This window comes from Gluconobacter albidus (genome assembly GCF_002005485.1).
GTDB lineage: Bacteria > Pseudomonadota > Alphaproteobacteria > Acetobacterales > Acetobacteraceae > Gluconobacter > Gluconobacter albidus.
In genome coordinates this window covers 24400-42079 of record NZ_CP014689.1, presented here as the reverse complement: position 1 = coordinate 42079, position 17680 = coordinate 24400, and the positions used below count along the sequence as shown (strand labels likewise).

Here is a 17680-nt window from a genome sequence, read left to right as displayed (position 1 = left end):
AACCGCTCAGAGAAACGCCGGATCGGAAAAAACATTCCCGCGACAGGCCAGACCTTCGCGGGCGGCAAGCGCCAGGATCGCCTGTCCGGTCACGTCGAACAGCGCGGCGGCCCGATCGACAGCGGCATACTTCGTCCACCAGCCCACAAGGAACTTCTGACGAAAATCGAGCGCCACTCCCAGAGCTTCCGCATCCCTGTTCTGCACCGCGAGCAAGGCGCGCGCGATTGTGATTGCGGTTTTCCCCATGAACTGCCCGGTCCGCCGACCTGCCCAGAGCTGCTCCAACTGGCTGCAAAGCCTCAGAAGCTCGGCATATCGACGCCCGACGGCAGCCGTGAAAGCCTGGGACAGGATCTTTATTGCCTCACCATCATCAGTTTCCGCATCTCCTCTCTCGACCGCTTCCATCGCCCATCTCCGCGCCGTTTCCGTATCCCCGAGAGCGAGCGAAGTGAGCTGCATGTCCAGAGCAAGCGGTGGCTGAACGAGTGCGCATCGTTCCAGCGGCAGACTGAACCACGATATCCTGCGTGCGAGCAGAGCCTGAAAACCGGCGATATCTCCCGAAGCATATGCCGCCCCGATGAGGTCGTCGGTATCCATCAGCATCGTATAGATCGCCATTGCGTTGACGTCCCGCAGATGTTTGGCGCGCCAGAGATCCTGAACCTTCAGCAGTTCCTCCCTCGACCCGCTTTCCGCGACGAGGGCTGCAACCTCCTCTGCCTCCAGATGGGGATAGGCGCGCAGGTCCGGCAGCGGAGTTCCGGGAAGGGTCATTGAACATTCTCCGTTTCCTGAAAGAGAAAACGATTGAAGAACTTCCGGTGTTCCACCTGCGGCGGCTCATTGCGCCGCGTATTGCTCCGGACGCAGAGATAGCCGACGCGCCCCTTCCGGCACAGGTCACGCAGCCTGTGGCCGATGTCCCGCTTCGCCTGGGCGCGTTGGGGATCTCTGGACTTGTTATGGATCATGCAGGACGAAATGGTCGCGACCATCTTCGGGTCATCCTGACGAACACGCCCATGTCCCGTACGGGTCCCGTCGATCAGGACGACGGAACGATCCTTGTAAGCGCTCGTATTGGCCTTGGATTCCAGAACGATCGCGAAGTTCACACCTTCGACGAAATGCACGATGTTGGGTGTATTGGACCCGCTGCCAAGATATTGCAGGATTGTGGTGCCACCTGTGGTGTTGTTTGTGGTACTGGCCTGCGTTTCTACGATCTCGTCGCGCGACTGGCCAAGAAATTTCGTCTGCAGGGTCGTGACGTCCTGCTGCAACAGGGCGCTCAGTTTCCACAATGCGCCCCTTGTGCCGTACGCTTCCAGCTCTGTATTGCTCGGGTTCGGACCGGACAGAAGTCTGCGGGCCGCGGCCTCGTCCCACGGCGTGCCGATTTCCCAGTGCGCCCCGCCCAGCACCATCACCCACATCACATGCCCCGGTGACACGCGGCTTCCGGGTGTGATGGCTGCGGCCTGCGCGGTCCACAGTCTTTTGGCCAGTCTGGCCACCGTTGCATGCTGCTCCGCGCTCAGGAGATTGAACGCGGCTTCCGCTTCCTGCGAACCTGCTGGAAAACCACAGGTCGAAAGCAGCCGCTGCGCCTCGAACAGGGCATTCTCGGTAGCGGGCGATGTCAGGCTGTTGACCGCAACAATCAACTGATCAATGCAGGTGGCCGCTTCCGCCGCCGTACGGGGATAGCTGAGGAGCGGCGCCGGTCGTCCACCTGCGGCGCGGCGTGCGCTCATGCTCTGCCCATTCCCGGCATGGTCAGAAGGCCACCCGGCTCTTCCGTATCCTGGGCCGCGAGGACATCGTCCACGTTCTGCCAGAGTTTTGTCTCAACGCGACGCGCGAATGTTTCTCCCTCAAGGAGCGCTACCACCGTCCGCAGGGCCTCGTGGGGTGGCAGGTTTCCTGTGGAGACCTGATCGACAAGCTGCTCCAGACAGGCGACGAACTCGATACTGCTGATGTCCGGCGCCTCCTCCTCCAGCGTCAGCGCGGCATCCAGACCGGCCTGTGTCAGACAGATCTGCCGGGTTTCCCGATCCCAGACGAGCAGGCGCTTTTCCGCCATCAGTTCCAGCACACCGTGGAACGTGGAGGGCCGTCCCACGCCATTCCCGGCCATGGCCAGCAGCAATTCATCGAGTGTCCAGGGCTCCGCACGACGCAGCCGGGGCGTAGCAACGAACCGGACGTCCGGATGCGCCGCCGCGTCCCGCAGGCCTGCGTCCGTATCAGGGGCCGTCAGTGCTGACAGAAAGCTCTCTTTTGCATCAGGGAGTTCCTCCCACCAACCATCGGACAGGACGGACGCCGTGGTGACCAGAACCTCGCAGAGACCCTGTTCCGCGCAGGGCATTCTGTCCGCAGGGGAGACGTCATCGACCGTATAGGTCGCTTCGCCCAGTTCCACGACAGGCATGGGAGCCTGCGCTGCGCGCATGGCACGATAGGCAATTTCGTAAAGAGCGAATTCCTCCGGACTCAGGCGACCGGACACCCGGGCGGGCGTCATTTCGGGGTCCGTGGGCGTTATGGGAGGGTGCGCGCTGTTGTTATCGGTCACGGGTATTCCCCTTCACTCCGGCACCGCCCTCATACAGCCTCTGAAGACATGCCATTGCCTCACGCGGGGCTATTCCACGACGGCGCCATGCTTCGGCGAGAAGGAAGGCTGTCCCCGCCGCAGGAGCAGGGCCCATTTCCACGCGCTGCGTTACCGTTTCGCGCAGATGCCCGGACGTTTTCTGAAGACGCTGCGCCATGTCCCGCGCCGCCGCCTCCTCGAACAGGGCAATGCCGCCCTGGCGCATCAGGCGTCCCGTGATGGCCCAGGGGCGGTCCCTGCTGTCACCTGCGTTTCGTCTGCCCTGACCAGCCGTCACTGTCACGCCCACGTCCCACAGGCCATCGGTCTGCAATTCTCCGCGCAGATGCCGCAGCATCAGAGCCAGAACCCCGGCCTGCACGCGCCCCATGCCCACATTTCGCGATCCTTTGGCGGGCGGCTGTGCAAGCAGCCCCGCAGCATCCGCACGCGCCGCAAGATCTTCGGGCGTATTGCCCGATTCGTCTTCGGGCAGCTCTTCCCGGCCCACCGCCAGAACATGACCCAGACGGCGTGCGACGAGAATGTCGATCACCTCTCTCAGTAACGCGGCCGCAACAACCGACTGATCGAGCCTCTGTGGCTCTTTGTTTGCTCCAAAGGCTTCAGAAATGCTTTCACGGGTGATAGCGCCCAGCCGCACACGTTCAATATGCCCGGCCCATTCCGGCAAACACTGCCCAATGGCGGTTTCGACATGCCAGGCGATTTCTTCCCCCATCAGATCGGCGTCAGTCGCAATAACGATGCGCTCCATCCCCTTCGCCATGAGGCAAATCCGTGCAATCGCATCCTGTCCCGTCGCTGAAAGCTGATGATGGGGGACCAGTCCATCGGCATAGGACAGGCTCGCATGATCCAGCCCGAGTTCGGCAACCGCACCTCCCGTGGCCAGAACCTGGTAATCAAGCCCCAGATAATGACTGATGCTCTCGACCTTTCCAGGTGCCTCCACAATCACGAGGACATTCGGAAACAGCCGCTTTGCGCCGATATTGGCCATATGCCGCCCGAGAAGACGGGAGGGAGGGTCGCGGAGTTCACGAAGATCGGACGGAAGCGGTTCGGGCCGTGTAAAGCCGAAACGCGCATCCTCGCCAAAGCACAGGAAACAGGATTTCGCACGGGAGACAGCGACATTCAGCAGTTCCGTTCCCTTGTCGAAGAACGGCAGCCGGCTGCCCTGCCCTGAAAAGACGGAAGAGAAGATCACGACCGGGCATTCCGCCCCCTGAAGAGAGTGAACCGTGCCGATGATCATATCGTCGAGGCCTGCGGCCTCGGCCTCCTCGGGGTCCATTCTCTCCTTCAGGGCGGCATAAATCCGCTCGACCTGCGGTTTGAACGGCGTGACAACGGCAATCGTCTCCTTCAGCTCCGTCTTGCCCGTCGCCTCCTTCAGGGCAGGCCAGTTCGTCACGATCCAGGAGGCGATCTGCCGCGCTTCCTCCTCGTTGACCCAGGAGCCGCTCTGTTTCTTGGCCTCCGTACCGCAATCCACCCACGACATCGCAGGAAATGTTTTCCCGGCTTCTGTCGCGGTGAGAACCTTACGCGACGTTTTCGCGATCAGCGTCCCACCGTAACAGAGAATATTGCAGTATTCGATGATGTCAGGGTGGCATCTGTAATGATAGCGGAGCGTAATTCCCCGATCCATAACCTCGTTGTATCGCGCCACACCGCGCACAGCCGCCAGAACACTCCCGCACGATGCTGAAACGCCCGCGTCCATGAAGCGGTCAATTCTGTCGGACAAGCCACATCGCCCGAAAAGGGCCACGTCGCGCACCGTATCGAGCGTCCAGATCGGCGCAAGCTGCAGCCGGTCTCCGACGGCGGCGGCGCGCTTGGCCAGAGCAAGAACCGGAATACCGATCTCCGGCAGCGCCTGTCCCCCCTCGTCGATGATCAGCATGTCGATGAGCCCGAACGCGTAACGACGCGGCATGTCCGGATCCAGCGCCTCCAGCCTCGCCAGCTTCGGAGCCATGTTCAGGGTGGTGACGAGACAGGGCGTGATCATGCACAGCCGCCGCAACCCTTCTGTCACATTGCGCTCGGAACGGGAAAACAGGCGCGTTCCAAGGCTTGCGATGAAACGCCCTTCCCAGTAGCGCGCGGCGGCATGGAATGCGAGCGGACGCAGGCTGCAGTCGAGCGCCTTTTCCAGCACCATCTGACGCGCCGCCCGTCCGTCCTGCCCGTCTTCCATGGCCCCGGCCACGAGTGCTTGTGCATCCGCGCTGTGGGGCGCGAACAGAAGTTCCAGAAGGTCATCAACCGCCTGCGCTGCGGCTTCATTATAGACGAGGCCAAACGGATTCAGCCGGGCGCGCAGTGCCTCCCTGTTCCCAAAAGCCGACGCTCCGTCGCCCGCATGCAGATGACGGGCCAGCAGCGCAGGAAACATCTCGCCCCAGTCGATCACCCGCTCCCGCAACGTGGCGATCGCATCGGCAAGCGTGGTCGTGCCATTCTTCTGTGGAAATATCTCACGGAAGAAATCAAGATAGTCTGACTCGCGCGCGTCCCTGTCCGCTGCGCTGAAAACGGGTTTGCGCCCTACGAACTCATACAGCGCACCTTCCCTGTCTTCCCGGATCACCTGAAACAGGTTTGCGGTCTCCGGCTTCTTGTCCAGATAGCTTTTGGATGGAAAGAAACTGCCATAAGAGACGAGAGAAGGAATCCAGCGCTTCCCCAGCACAAACTGAGCATGTTCTTCGGCATGCACGTCCCCGAAAGCACGGATGACGTTGGTTACGGACTGGTTGGTCGCGCCGCACGCCACCGTAACCGGACAGTCCTCTCCCCGGATGGCGGCCTGTACCCAGCGTGACGCAATAGCGGCCTTGAGCATCGAAGTCTTGCCGGTGCCGGGTGGCCCGTTAACAGCCTGCGCCTCGCCTGGGGCGAGCGCACCCAGATGACGTACGGCGCTCCTCTGACTGGCATCAAGGGGGAATTGTACGCGCCCCAGACCCGACCGCTCGTCCATGTGGCCATAAATGCCGTCCGTGCCCCACTGATGCCGGGTGGGGCGAAGACCTTCGTTACTCTCGAACGCTGCGAGCGCCGTTTCGCCAATGCGGGCATAATCCCAGCCTTCGAGCAGGGATGCGCCCAGCGCGCGGGTATTGATCGTTGCCCCTTTTTCCGACGTTGCCTCATAGATCAGCCCGCACAGGGAATAGGAGGCTTCTGATTTTTTTCCGTAGGCGACCGCCTCTTCCGCCCGACGGCCAAGCTCCGCTTCCGCTTCTGCAAATGTCCGGGTTTCCGTCACCGCGCACAGGAGTGAGGCCATCCATGTCCACAGAGGCCGCCATTCCGCCGCCAGTGGAGGGGGATATGTTCCACGGAACTCCACATCGGTGCTCGACTCTCCGATCGAGAAGGCAGAATCCTGCTGTGAATCCTCGAAGAAACGATGATTGAAAAACGGTGTTTCACCCGGAACGGGAACAAGACACTGTTCTTCGTCGATCGAGCACGCACAGGCGGCAAGTGCGAAGCGGCGCATCTTGTATCCCGACCGGACAAGGCAGAGCACAAACACGGCCTTGTCCACTTTTCCGCCGCCCGACCCGCCCACCCGGCCTGACGCGCACTGAGCCTCGTCAAGAGTGGCCAGCGGATCGTTGTTCAGGACAAGATCGTCCATGTTGAAGAAATCGAGTGCCCCGGCCAGATAGCGGGTGAGGGTCAGCGCATCCATGACCGGCTCCTTAGAGTTCAATCCGGTGCAGGCGTCCGGCATAGGCCTGCTGTGCTCGAAGGGCGATATCCATGACGACACGGCGTCCCGGCACCAATTCCGCGCACACCGCCGCTGAAAGGGCTTTGAGCGGCCATTTCTGGAACGATCCGCTGAGGATCATGTCGCCACCGATCTTGCTGTCACTGAAGTGCACCAGGATGCTCTCCTCACGCTCCGGTTCGAGGATCAGGCCGGACACCTCGAAAATATCGCTCTCCGGCGCGTTCTTCAGACGCGAAAACACGGTATTGCGGACGGGCGCGCACAGTTCGGAGACCGTCCAGCGCTCATGTTTGCGTGCGATGGCACCCCCTTCGCGCCACATCAGCTTGCAGGTAATTTCTGTGCCGCGCTCCATACGTGTCCAGCCGGCAAAATTGGCCAGCGCCGAAGGAACTTCCTTTATGACTGACAGGCTGGTGTGAGGGGAGCGGAACACGATTTTGGGCGCAGTCCGGGCCGCCCTGTTCCAGTCTGAAGCGAGCACGCCACTGATATCTTCGTCTTCAGGGAATGCGCCCGCCAAGCCTGGCACAGAAAGATCAGAGACCTCCCACCAGCCTTTCGAATTTTTTGAAAAAGTGCCGCGTACGACGCAGCCTTCGCCAATTTCCGCAACTCCGGCTTTATGCATCACCGAAGACCAGAGGCGAACAATCTGCCGTACGCCGGAAGCCGCCGTAAAAGCGATCTCGATCCATTCGGGAAGACCCGTCACCGGATCGGGCTCGGAACAGGTGCCCGTGGCAACTGCCTCAATATCCTTAAAGGCATGCAATATATGCGGGCCCTCCAGCTTCCAGCCATTGGAACGACGGACAAGAATCACCTTGCATTCGTCCGTTTCTTCACCAACGAACCAGACCCGCACAGCGTCTTCATCCGCGAATGCCGTGACCTCCTGACTGTCATCCTCGGTCAGCCCGCTGAAACGACAGTAGGAATTATTGCCCTTCCGTCCGAAGTAAAGCCGTCCCCGCGCCTTTATCGTCTCAGGCACACCTGCTCCCCCGAAAACAGAATTTCCATCGAGGCCATGATAGTCTGCGAAGAGGGATGGTCAATCCGTTTTCCGGTATCAGGACACGACTTTGATCTACTGAAGGAAGAGCATCATAAAATCATCGAGATATGTCTTCGACTGCTCATGACTGTCATATCCGCCAGTCCTGAAATCAGACCGTTGCGGTTTCAGGGGGTCTTCTGTTTTTCAGTTCGCGTTGAATGACCTGAAAGACCGTATCCCTCAGCCACCGATGAACGCCATCGCTATCCACACGGGGATGCCATGCCTGAAAGGATATGACGGGGGGCAGTTCGAACGGAAATTCGAAAGCCTCAAGCTGGATCTGGGAAAGTGGCAGACGGTCGATAACGATATCGGGTAGCGGAAGGATCATGTCTGTTTCGCGGATGGTCTCGATCATGGAATGATAGGTTGGAACGACCATCGCGATCTGTCGGGTCAGCCCGTAGCGTTCCTTGAGAATGACATCCATCGGACCATAGGGGCGGCCTTTGCGGGAGACGCTGATATGGTCGTATTCCACGAGTGTCTGCGGAGTGATCCCCTGCGCGAAAATGGGGTGCCCCTCACGGACCATGGCGCGGAATGACGTCAGGAACAAAGTCTGGCGCATGATTTCTGGACGCAGATCATCCGTTGCACCTACGTACAGATCAATCCGGCTGTTACGCAGTGCCTCACTGGCTGGTTCTTCCGTCTCCGGAGCGAACACCACGCTACAATTCGGGCACTCAGCCTTGAGCGCCATCAGGATCACATGGCCGAATGCGCTCACGATAAGATCGTTGGCGCGGATCGTGAAACGGGGCGAGAGATGGCGCAGATTCAGCGTTTCGCTATCGTGCACCAGCGCGTCTGCGTCCCTCACAATGCTTTGAACCCGGTCGCGGATGCGACTGGCAAAAGTCGTCGCCATCATCCGGCGCCCGGACAGGACCAGAATGGGGTCGCCAAAAACGCTCCGCAACGTGGCGAGATGGCGACTCATGGCGGCATCACTCACCTTCAGGCGAAGCGCCGCTTTCGAGACGCTCTCTTCCTCCACCAGGGCCTGAAGATAGCGCAGAAGATCAAGGTCATAGAATCTGCGGCTGTTGTTGCGTCTCGCCATCGTTCTTCCTGTTTCCTGCCGTTTCCACACCCCGTTTTCACGGTTTCTTGCACAAAACGGAAGGCATTATTCCAACCCTTGCGGAAAGTGGAAACGTCACTTGCCGCAAACGTGGGTTTTCGGGCCTGTGCCTGCCGGATACAGGCTGTCGGGTAACGGAAAAGATCCATGACCCCAGCAGTTTCATCATCGCCGCAGGCTCCACCCGCGCAGCCTTCCTATATTCCGCCTTTCGGTATGCGGACCATTGTCGGCTGTCTGGGGATGCTGCTGGCCGTGCATGTCGCCGGATTCAACGAACACATCACGGAAATCGGCCTCGCCGATATCCGGGGCGCGATGCATATCGGGCATGATGAGGGGACGTGGTTCACCTCGATCTACGAGGCTTTCAACATCGCGGCCATGGCCTTCACGCCCTGGTTCTACATGACGTTTTCGATCTACCGGTTTTCGATCTTCATGACGGCCGTGCTCGCCATGCTGTCGATCCCCCTGCCCTTCATGCCGGACATGGTCTCGCTGTGCTTTCTTCGTGCGGCACAGGGGCTGAGTGCAGGGTGTCTGCCACCCGTCCTGATGACGGTCATGCTGAAATATCTGCCGCCGCCCATCAAGGTCTTCGGCATTGGCGGCTATGCGATGAGCGCCACCTTTGGCCCCAATCTGGGTGGGCCGCTTGAGGCAATGTGGTTCGAGCATGTGGGCTGGCGCTGGCTGTACTGGGAGGTCATTCCCTTCAGCATCATCGCCATCGCCATGATGGCCTACGGACTGCCGCGCGATCCGGTGCATCTCGAACGGTTCAAAAAGTTCAACTGGCGCGGTTTCTTCATTGGTGTGCCATCCATCCTGTGTGTGGTGACCGTACTCTATCAGGGGGACCGGCTGGACTGGTTCCGTTCGCCGATCATCTCTCATCTGACATTCTGGGGCGGTGCGCTGTTCGTGGGGTTCCTGTTCCATGAATGGCACCATCACAGCCCGTTCTTCCGGCTTCAGTACTGGAAGAACCGCAACATCACGATGTCTCTGCTGACACTCGTGGGTGTGCTCATCATCTGCGGGCTGATGATGGAGGTGCCGATGACGTATCTGGAAGCCGTGCGGGGCTATCGGCCCATTCAGGCAGCTCCGGTCGCGCTGACGGTTGCCCTGCCACAGCTCATCATGCTGCCGCTGACAGCTGCTCTGTGCAACTCCGCGCGGGTGGACTGCCGGTATGTGCTGGCGTTCGGCATGTCGTGTCTGGCGCTGGCAGCGTTCCTTGGAACCTGGCTGACGCCGGACTGGGTACGGGACAATTTTTATCTCTTGCAGGCGCTTCAGATCCTCGGTCAGCCAATGGTCGTGATCCCGGTGCTGATGCTGGCCACCATGTCTCTGGGGCCGGCGGACGGCCCGTTCATCTCGGGCATGGTCAACATGCTCAAGGGCATGGCCAATGCGTTCGCTGCCGCTATTTTCGAAATCCTGCTCCGTCGTCGGGAACAGTATCATTCCACGATGCTGCTGGACCGGGCGGGCAATAACGCTACAGCGCTGTCCGGTATGGGTGATCCAATTCACGGAGCGATCAGCAACAGCTCGCCTGACGGCGATCATGTGGCGCGAAATACGCTTCAGATCTTCCACACCTATCTGCACGAGCAGTCGATCACGCTGGCGCTGGTGGACATCTATTTCGTCGTGATGTGCCTCTGCCTTGCTTATGTCGCGCTGACCGCCGTGCTGCCTAAACGGGTCTATCCGCCCGGCAAGGGGCCTGCTCCGGCCATGCCTGCCGCCGCCCGTGACCCCCGACCTGAACCCGCCCCCTCACCCATTCCCGCCACCGCGCACTGACGGACCTGCCTTTATATGATTTACGGAAAACCCCTTCTTCTGGCCGGATGTGCGGTCATTGTTCTGACGGGTCTGGCCTGGACGGCAGACCGTTTCTTCGTGGGTGATGGTATCCGGCAGGAAACCAACGATGCCTATGTCACGGCCGATTTCACGACCGTGGCTCCGAAGGTCTCCGGGCGTATCGACCGGGTGCTGGCCGAGGACAATGAATACGTCCATGCCGGGGAAGAACTTGCGCATATCGAGGACGACGATTACCGCGCAGCGCTGGATGCGGCCCGTGGCGATACGGCTGCGGCTCAGGGCGATGTGACCAATCTTCAGGCCCTGCTGGACCGTCAGGGCTCCATCGTCGACGCGGCGAAATATACCGTGCAGTCCGACGAGGCGGCGCTGGTTTTTGCACGGCAGAATGCGGCCCGGTATCGCAATCTGTCCGCAGGGGGCGCGAGCACGATCGAACAGCAGCAGGGCGCGGAAGCCCGGCAGCTTGAAGCGGTTGCGGCCCTTGCCCGCGACAAGGCCGGAACCAGTACGGCTGAACAGCAGGTCGCGGTGCTGAAGGCGCAGCTTGAAAAGGCTCAGGGTGCGCTTCTGAAGGCGAAAAGTGCCGAGCATCAGGCCGAACTGAACCTGTCCTACTGCACCGTTCCCGCACCGGTGGACGGCGTGGTGGGAGAGCGCGGCGTGCGTGTCGGTGCCTATGTCCATCCGGGCACGGGGCTGCTGGCGGTCGTGCCGGTCCGCAAGGCCTATGTGCTGGCGAATTTTCAGGAAACCCAGCTGACGAAAGTCCAGACCGGCCAGAGTGCGACGGTCTGGGTCGATACGTTTCCCGGTCATCCGCTCAAGGCCCATGTGGACAGTCTGGCCCCAGCCACAGGTGTGGCTTTCGCTGCTATCCAGCCCGATAACGCAACCGGAAACTTCACGAAGGTCGTTCAGCGCGTTCCCGTCAAACTGACCTTCGACCCCGGTCAGAATCTGGCAGAAAAAGTGCGCGTCGGTATGTCCGTCGAAGCACGGATCGACACGTCTTCGACGCCCGAGGGCACTCATTCCCATGACGCACGATATCTCTGGAAATGAGAGCTTCCATGTTCCAGAACTCCCGCTGCCTTCTCCTGGCGCTGACAGGTCTCTCTGCCTGCACGGTAGGGCCGGACTATCATCGGCCCGATCCCCATGCGCCCGCGCACTGGCACCAGAGCCTGGCCCCCGCTGCCAGTCATCCGCAGGAAACCTCCGCCGTCGATGCACAATGGTGGCAGATCTATCGTGACCCCACGCTGACGGCGCTGGAAGAAGATGTGGCGCGTAACAACCTCGACCTGCGCGAGGCCGCCCTGCATTTCACGGAAAGTCAGGCTGAACGCCGGATCGCCAGTGCAGCCCAGATGCCGCATATGGAAGGTGCTGCCTCCTATGCCCGCGAACGCGCCAGCACAAATGGTATTCTCGGTCTACTGGGGACCATGCAGCAGGCGGGCCCCGGCGAGATCGCCAGCGGTCAACAGGGCTTTGGGCCGGCTGCCATGGATGGAGCAAAGGGCAATCCCTCGTTCAATCTGCCCCAATACGGGTTGAGTGCATCCTGGGAAGTCGATTTCTGGGGGCATGTCCGCCGGCAGGTCGAAGCGGCGACGGCTGCGATGCACGAAACCGACGAGCTGCGCCGTGATGTGCTCGTCTCGCTCATGGCTGAAACGGCGCAGGATTATCTGAACCTGCGCAATGTCCAGACACAGATCGGCATCACGCAACAGAGCATTGATATCGCAAAGCATAGCGTGAAACTCACGGAACTCCGGTTCGCGCAGGGCACGGCGACGAAGCTCGATGTCGCCTATTCCTGTGGACAGATGCATGGCTTCGAGGCGCGTCTTCCGGTCCTGAAAAGTCAGGAAGTGCATCTCGTAAACGCGCTGAGCTTCCTGACGGCACGGGAACCAGGCGCGTTGAAGGACAGACTTGGATCGAGCCGGATCATCCCGCCCGTCCCGGCTGATATTCCAGTTGGTCTGCCGTCCGAACTGGCGGAGCGTCGCCCGGATGTGCGAGCGGCTGAAGACCATCTTCATGCCGCGACGGCGAGTATCGGCGTGGCGGTCGCGGACTTTTTTCCGCGTGTCACGCTGTCGGGCAGTCTGGATATTCAGGCGTTGCAGTTCAGCGGATTGGGTTCATGGGCGTCGCGTCAGTACGGGTTTGGTCCGACCATGACGCTGCCGCTTTTCGAAGGGGGACGGCTGACGGGGCAGCTTCATCTCCGCAGAGCCCAGCAGAAGGAAGCCGCGATTGCGTTGCATCGCACGCTCCTGAAGGCGTGGGAAGAAGTCGATGACTCCATGGCGGATCTAAGCGCAGCGCAGGAACGTCGCAACCGACTGGAAGAAACGGTTTCGGAAGATGAAACCGCCGTCCATATCGCGCAGCTTCAGTACAGTCAGGGGGCCGGAGACTTCCTCAACGTCCTGACGACGCAGAATGCTCTTCTAGCAAGTCGGAGCGCGTTGGCGGAATCGAGCGCCAACGTCTCGATTTCCATTGCCCACCTGTACAGGGCACTCGGAGGGGGGTGGACACAGAAACCCTGACGTTCAATCCAACTGAAATCGTTCTCACCCTCGCTTAAACACAGGTGCTAAACACGTAATCTTCGACAGACGATCAGTCTTGCCAAACTGTCTTCTGGCTCCAGCCACCCCCGAGTGCGCGATACAATGTTACAATATTCTGGAACCTTGCGGCCTTGACCATGATGTCGTTCTGCTGCGCCTGATAGAGGGTGCGCTGCTGCGTCAGGGTGGTCAGATAGCTGTCGATACCGGCCTTGTAGCGCATGTTGGCCAGATCGAATGCCTGCTGCGACTGCGCCACCAGCTCGTCCATGTGGCGCTGCTGGGTCGTATAGGTTTCCCGTGCCGTCAATGCATCCGAAACTTCACGGAACGCCGACTGTACGGTCTTTTCATACTGCGCCGCATTCTGACGGGACTGCGCCTTGGCCATCATCAGATTCCCTTCGCTCTGCCCCCAGGTCAGCAGCGGAATGCTGATGGACGGGGAAATGCTCCAGGTTTCGGCACCCGGCGTGAACAGCTTGCGGAACTGAAGCGAACTGGTGCCTTCCGAAGCCGTCAGCGTAAAGCGGGGGAAGAACGCCGCGCGCGCTGCACCCACATTGGCATTGGCCCCCAGCAGGGTATGCTCTGCCGCACGGACGTCCGGCCGCTGCTCCAGCAGATCCGAAGGCAGGCCCTCCGGCAGATCCGTGATCATGGTCTGCGATCCGAAGGGCGCCGGTTCCGGCAAGGTCGAGGGCAGCGGCGAGCCGACGAGAAGCTGAAGCGCATGCTCGTCATCCGCCAGAGCGCGCGTATATTGCGCCTCGTAGGCGGAAGCCTGCTCGACCTGTGTCTTGACCTGCGCCAGCGTCAGCGCATCCGTTTCGCCATTGTCATAGGAAAGCTGGGTCAGCCGCAGGGTATCGCGCTCGGACGCCAGCGTGGCACGCGTCACCCGGAGCTGCTCGCGATCAGCCAGCCACTGGATGTAGGTCGTCCCGATCTGCGAGACCGTCGTGATGAGAACGTTCCGCGCGTTCTCGACGTTGTTCAGCACCGTTTCCTTCTGCTGACGCGTCAGGTTGCGGATGCGGCCCCACAGATCAATTTCGTAAGACGAAAATCCGATCGACGTCTGATACAGACGCAGGGTTGAGATATGCTCGCCAACGCCAGGCGCAAAGGAGAAACCTGCCGTATCGGATGGCGCCATGAACAGCCCCTGTCCGCCAGCCGAGATGATCGGAAACAGCGAGGCATTCTGGATCTCGTACTGGCCGCGCGCCACGCCCACAGCATCAAGCTGCGCTGCGATGTCGCGGTTGTTTTTCAACGCCAGCGCCACGAGCGCCTTCAGCCGCGGGTCGGTGAAGAAATCCTCCCACCCGAGATTGGACGCGGCCTGAGCCGCAGGCGTGTTCCTCGATGCCGTATCCGCGGGGTAGCTGTTCTGGATGGCCTGCGTGGGCCGGTGGTAAACCGGCGCCATGTTACAGGCCGAAAGCATCAGCATTCCGGCAAATCCGGAAGTCAGTCCGAGACGGGCCTTCATGCTCCGTGCTCCCCTTCAGCGACAGGCGCCGCTTTGTTGTCCAGATGGGCATACGGGTCCTTGCGGTCCCTGACCCGGCTCACACGGAACAGACGCAGCACCACAACGAAGAAGACCGGGACGAAATAGACCGCCAGCAGCGTTGCCGAGAGCATGCCACCCACGACACAGGTTCCGATCGCCACGCGCGCTGCCGAGCCAGCCCCGGTCGCGATCGCCAGCGGAAACACACCACAGACAAAGGCGATCGACGTCATGAGGATCGGACGCAGACGCTCACGCCCGGCTTCCAGAACCGAGTCTTCCAGAGTTTCGCCACTTTCGAAGAAGGCCTTGGCGAATTCCACGATCAGGATCGCGTTCTTCACCGACAGACCCACCGTCGTGAGCAGCCCGACCTGGAAATAGACGTCGTTGGCCAACCCGCGTCCCAGCGTCGATGCGATGGCACCCAGCACGCCGAGCGGAAGCACGAGCAGCACCGCGAACGGAATGGCCCAGCTCTCATAAAGCGCCGCCAGACAGAACATGATGACCACAACGGCCAGAGCATAAAGCGGCCCGGTCGATCCACTCGAAGCAAGCTGCTCGAACGACAGACCCGTCCACTCATAACCGATGCCGCGCGGCAGCTTGGCCAGAAGCTTCTCCATTTCCGTCATCGCCTGACCCGAGCTTGCGCCCACGGCCGGCTGTCCCTGGATTTCGTAGGAGTTCAGACCGTTATAGTCCTCGACCTTCTGCGGACCGTTAACCCAGACCCCCGAAGCAAAGGCATTGAACGGCACCATCGTTCCCGTCGTATTGCGGACATACCAGCGGTTCAGATCCTCCGGCGTCATGCGCGCCCAGGGCTCGCCCTGGATATAGACCTGCTTGACGCGGTCATTGCGCATGAACTGGTTGACGTAGATGGAGCCAAACGCACCTTCAATTGTCGTGTTGATATCCGCATTCGTCAGGCCGAAAGCGTTGGCGCGCTCACGGTTGATATCAAGCTTGAACTGCGGCGCATCCTCCATACCCAGCGGACGAACAGCCATCAGAAGCGGATTTTTCGCTGCTTCGCTCAGGATCTGGTTTCGCGCGGCCAGCAGCGCTTCATGACCCAGATGTCCGGTGTCTTCCAACTCCAGATCAAAACCGGTCGCATTGCCCAGTTCAAGGACGGCTGGCGGATTGACGGCAAAGATCATGGCTTCCGGATCTGATTGGAAATGCTTCATGATTTCGCCCGCGATTGCAGCCGTTGAGTTCTTCCAGCCGGGCCTTTCATCCCAAGGCTTCATGCGAATAAAGAAAGCACCTGCATTTTGCCCTTGTCCTGCAAAATTAAACCCGTTCATCGACAGAACAGAATCTACCGTATTCCCGTAAGTTTTTAGAACATAGTCTGCAATCCTGCGATTTACGGCCGCGGTTTGGGCATCTGTGGCCCCCGCGCGCATTGTCACCTGACCGAAAATCAGACCCTGATCTTCATCCGGCAGAAACCCACCAGGAATTTTCATGAAAAGGAAGATGACACCCGCTGTTGTGGCAATGAACACCCCCATGCTGATAAAAACATGACGTGTCAGCCACTTCACGCCACTCAGATATCCATTGGTCAGACGATCGAATGTCCGGTTGAACCAGGCTGCGGGTCCACGATCATGCCCCTTGTGGGTCGGCTTGAGCATGGACGCACAGAGGGCCGGCGTCATAACCATCGCCACCAGAACGGACAGCCACATGGCCGCAACGATCGTGATGGAAAACTGGCGATAGATAATACCCGTGGAACCGCCGAACGCTGCCATCGGCAGGAACACCGCCGTCAGCACCAGCACGATGCCGACAAGCGCACCCGAGATCTCGTCCATCGAGACACGGGCCGCTTCTTTCGGTGACAGCCCCCTGTCCGTCATCACACGTTCGACGTTCTCGACCACCACGATCGCGTCATCGACCAGCAGGCCGACCGCCAGCACCATGGCCAGCATGGTCAGCGTGTTGATACTATACCCGAGAACAGACAGCAGCCCGAACGTCCCCAGAAGAACGACTGGCACGGCAATCGTCGGAATCAGCGTGGCGCGGAAGTTCTGCAGGAAGATCAGCATCACGATGAATACGAGCGCGATGGCTTCCACGAGCGTCTCAATGACTTCCTTGATGGAGAGCGTGATGAAAGGCTCGGTATCAAGCGGATAGACTGTTTTCAGACCAGGAGGGAAATAATGTGAAAGTTCCTTCAACTTTGTCCGAACAGCATTTTCAACAACAATCTGGTTGGCGCCGGCTGCCAGCTTGAGAGCCAGGGCGGCGCCAGGATGGTTGTTGATAAAGGATGTCATGCTATAGCTTTGTGCTCCGAGCTCGACCCGCCCCACGTCTTTCAGACGCACCTGACTGCCATCCTGCTGCACCTTGAGCAGGATTTCCTTGAACTGGTCAGGCGTGCTCAGACGGGTCGGACCAATGATCGTGGCATCGAACCCGATCCCCTTCTTGGCCGGAAGACCACCCAGCTCACCCGAAGAAACCTGGATGTTCTGCGCCTGGATGGCGGACTGGACATCGCCGACCGTCAGGCCGAAATTGTAGAGCTTCGACGGGTCCAGCCAGACGCGCATCGCATATTCGGACGCAAAGAGCGTATGGTCGCCTACACCTGAAACACGGGACAGTGGATCGGATATGGTAGAGGCCACATAGTCTGCGACATCCTGACCAGACATGCTGCCGTCTTCGGAAATAAATCCGATCGCCATCATGAAGTTCTTGGTCGCCTTCGTGATGCTCAGCCCCTGCGCCGTGACTTCCGCCGGCAGACGCGGCTGGGCCAGCTGAAGCTTGTTCTGGACCTGAACCTGCGCGATGTCAGGGTTCGTACCCTGCTCGAACGTCAGGTCGATTTCCATATGTCCGCTCGCGTAAGACGAAGCAGACAGATACTCGAGATGGTCCAGACCATACATCTGCTGAAGGATCGGGCGGACAACCGTATTGTTCACCGTCTCGGCAGATGCCCCAGGGTAGTCAACAGTGATGCCGATCTGCGGCGGTGCGATGCTGGGATACTGAGAAATCGGCATGCGGGTGATGGCAACGCCCCCAACCAGCATGATGATCAGCCCGATCACCCATGCAAAAATCGTCCGATCAATGAAAAAGCGTGAAAGCGTCATATGC

The 17680-nt window shown here is 60.0% G+C and carries 11 protein-coding genes; 3 read left to right on the top strand and 8 right to left on the bottom strand.

The window, feature by feature from the left end; all coding sequences use genetic code 11:
• Window positions 1-6 precede the first annotated feature (6 nt).
• The 6 genes from A0U94_RS00175 to A0U94_RS00150 all read right to left on the bottom strand — a co-directional run bounded on the left by A0U94_RS00175 (window position 7) and on the right by A0U94_RS00150 (window position 8536).
• On the bottom strand, window positions 7-783 hold the full coding sequence (locus A0U94_RS00175) for a hypothetical protein (protein ID WP_077802046.1): 777 nt from the start codon (window positions 781-783) through the stop codon (window positions 7-9).
• Window positions 780-1766 (bottom strand): hypothetical protein, encoded by a 987-nt coding sequence (locus tag A0U94_RS00170; protein WP_077802045.1) that lies wholly within the window; start codon window positions 1764-1766, stop codon window positions 780-782. Before A0U94_RS00170 ends, A0U94_RS00175 begins: the two co-directional genes overlap by 4 nt.
• Complete coding sequence (locus tag A0U94_RS00165) at window positions 1763-2593, bottom strand: DNA topoisomerase (RefSeq protein ID WP_149026625.1); 831 nt, start codon at window positions 2591-2593, stop codon at window positions 1763-1765. Before A0U94_RS00165 ends, A0U94_RS00170 begins: the two co-directional genes overlap by 4 nt.
• On the bottom strand, window positions 2583-6356 hold the full coding sequence (locus tag A0U94_RS00160; RefSeq protein ID WP_167369326.1) for an AAA domain-containing protein: 3774 nt from the start codon (window positions 6354-6356) through the stop codon (window positions 2583-2585). The genes A0U94_RS00165 and A0U94_RS00160 overlap by 11 nt, the downstream gene beginning before the upstream one ends.
• Window positions 6357-6366: 10 nt before the next feature.
• Entirely contained in the window at window positions 6367-7398 is a 1032-nt protein-coding gene (locus A0U94_RS15625) for a hypothetical protein (RefSeq protein WP_149026623.1), read from the bottom strand.
• A 175-nt stretch (window positions 7399-7573) separates the two neighbouring features.
• Window positions 7574-8536 (bottom strand): LysR family transcriptional regulator, encoded by a 963-nt coding sequence (locus tag A0U94_RS00150; protein WP_077802041.1) that lies wholly within the window; start codon window positions 8534-8536, stop codon window positions 7574-7576.
• Window positions 8537-8704: 168 nt separating this feature from the next.
• Here A0U94_RS00150 and A0U94_RS00145 point away from each other — a divergent pair, with 168 nt between their 5' ends.
• The 3 genes from A0U94_RS00145 to A0U94_RS00135 are packed head-to-tail and all read left to right on the top strand — an operon-like array spanning window position 8705 to window position 12981.
• Window positions 8705-10381: an MFS transporter gene (locus tag A0U94_RS00145; RefSeq protein WP_077802040.1), complete on the top strand. Its 1677-nt coding sequence runs from the start codon at window positions 8705-8707 to the stop codon at window positions 10379-10381.
• A 15-nt stretch (window positions 10382-10396) separates the two neighbouring features.
• Window positions 10397-11473 (top strand): HlyD family secretion protein, encoded by a 1077-nt coding sequence (locus A0U94_RS00140; RefSeq protein WP_062032190.1) that lies wholly within the window; start codon window positions 10397-10399, stop codon window positions 11471-11473.
• 8 nt (window positions 11474-11481) lie between these two features.
• Window positions 11482-12981: an efflux transporter outer membrane subunit gene (locus A0U94_RS00135; protein WP_167369325.1), complete on the top strand. Its 1500-nt coding sequence runs from the start codon at window positions 11482-11484 to the stop codon at window positions 12979-12981.
• A gap of 73 nt (window positions 12982-13054) precedes the next feature.
• Here A0U94_RS00135 and A0U94_RS00130 read toward each other — a convergent pair whose 3' ends face one another.
• Both A0U94_RS00130 and A0U94_RS00125 read right to left on the bottom strand, forming a co-directional pair.
• Window positions 13055-14503, bottom strand: coding sequence for an efflux transporter outer membrane subunit (locus A0U94_RS00130; RefSeq protein ID WP_077802038.1), 1449 nt, complete (start codon window positions 14501-14503; stop codon window positions 13055-13057).
• Window positions 14500-17676: an efflux RND transporter permease subunit gene (locus tag A0U94_RS00125; protein ID WP_077802037.1), complete on the bottom strand. Its 3177-nt coding sequence runs from the start codon at window positions 17674-17676 to the stop codon at window positions 14500-14502. Before A0U94_RS00125 ends, A0U94_RS00130 begins: the two co-directional genes overlap by 4 nt.
• Between the last annotated feature and the right edge of the window lie 4 nt (window positions 17677-17680).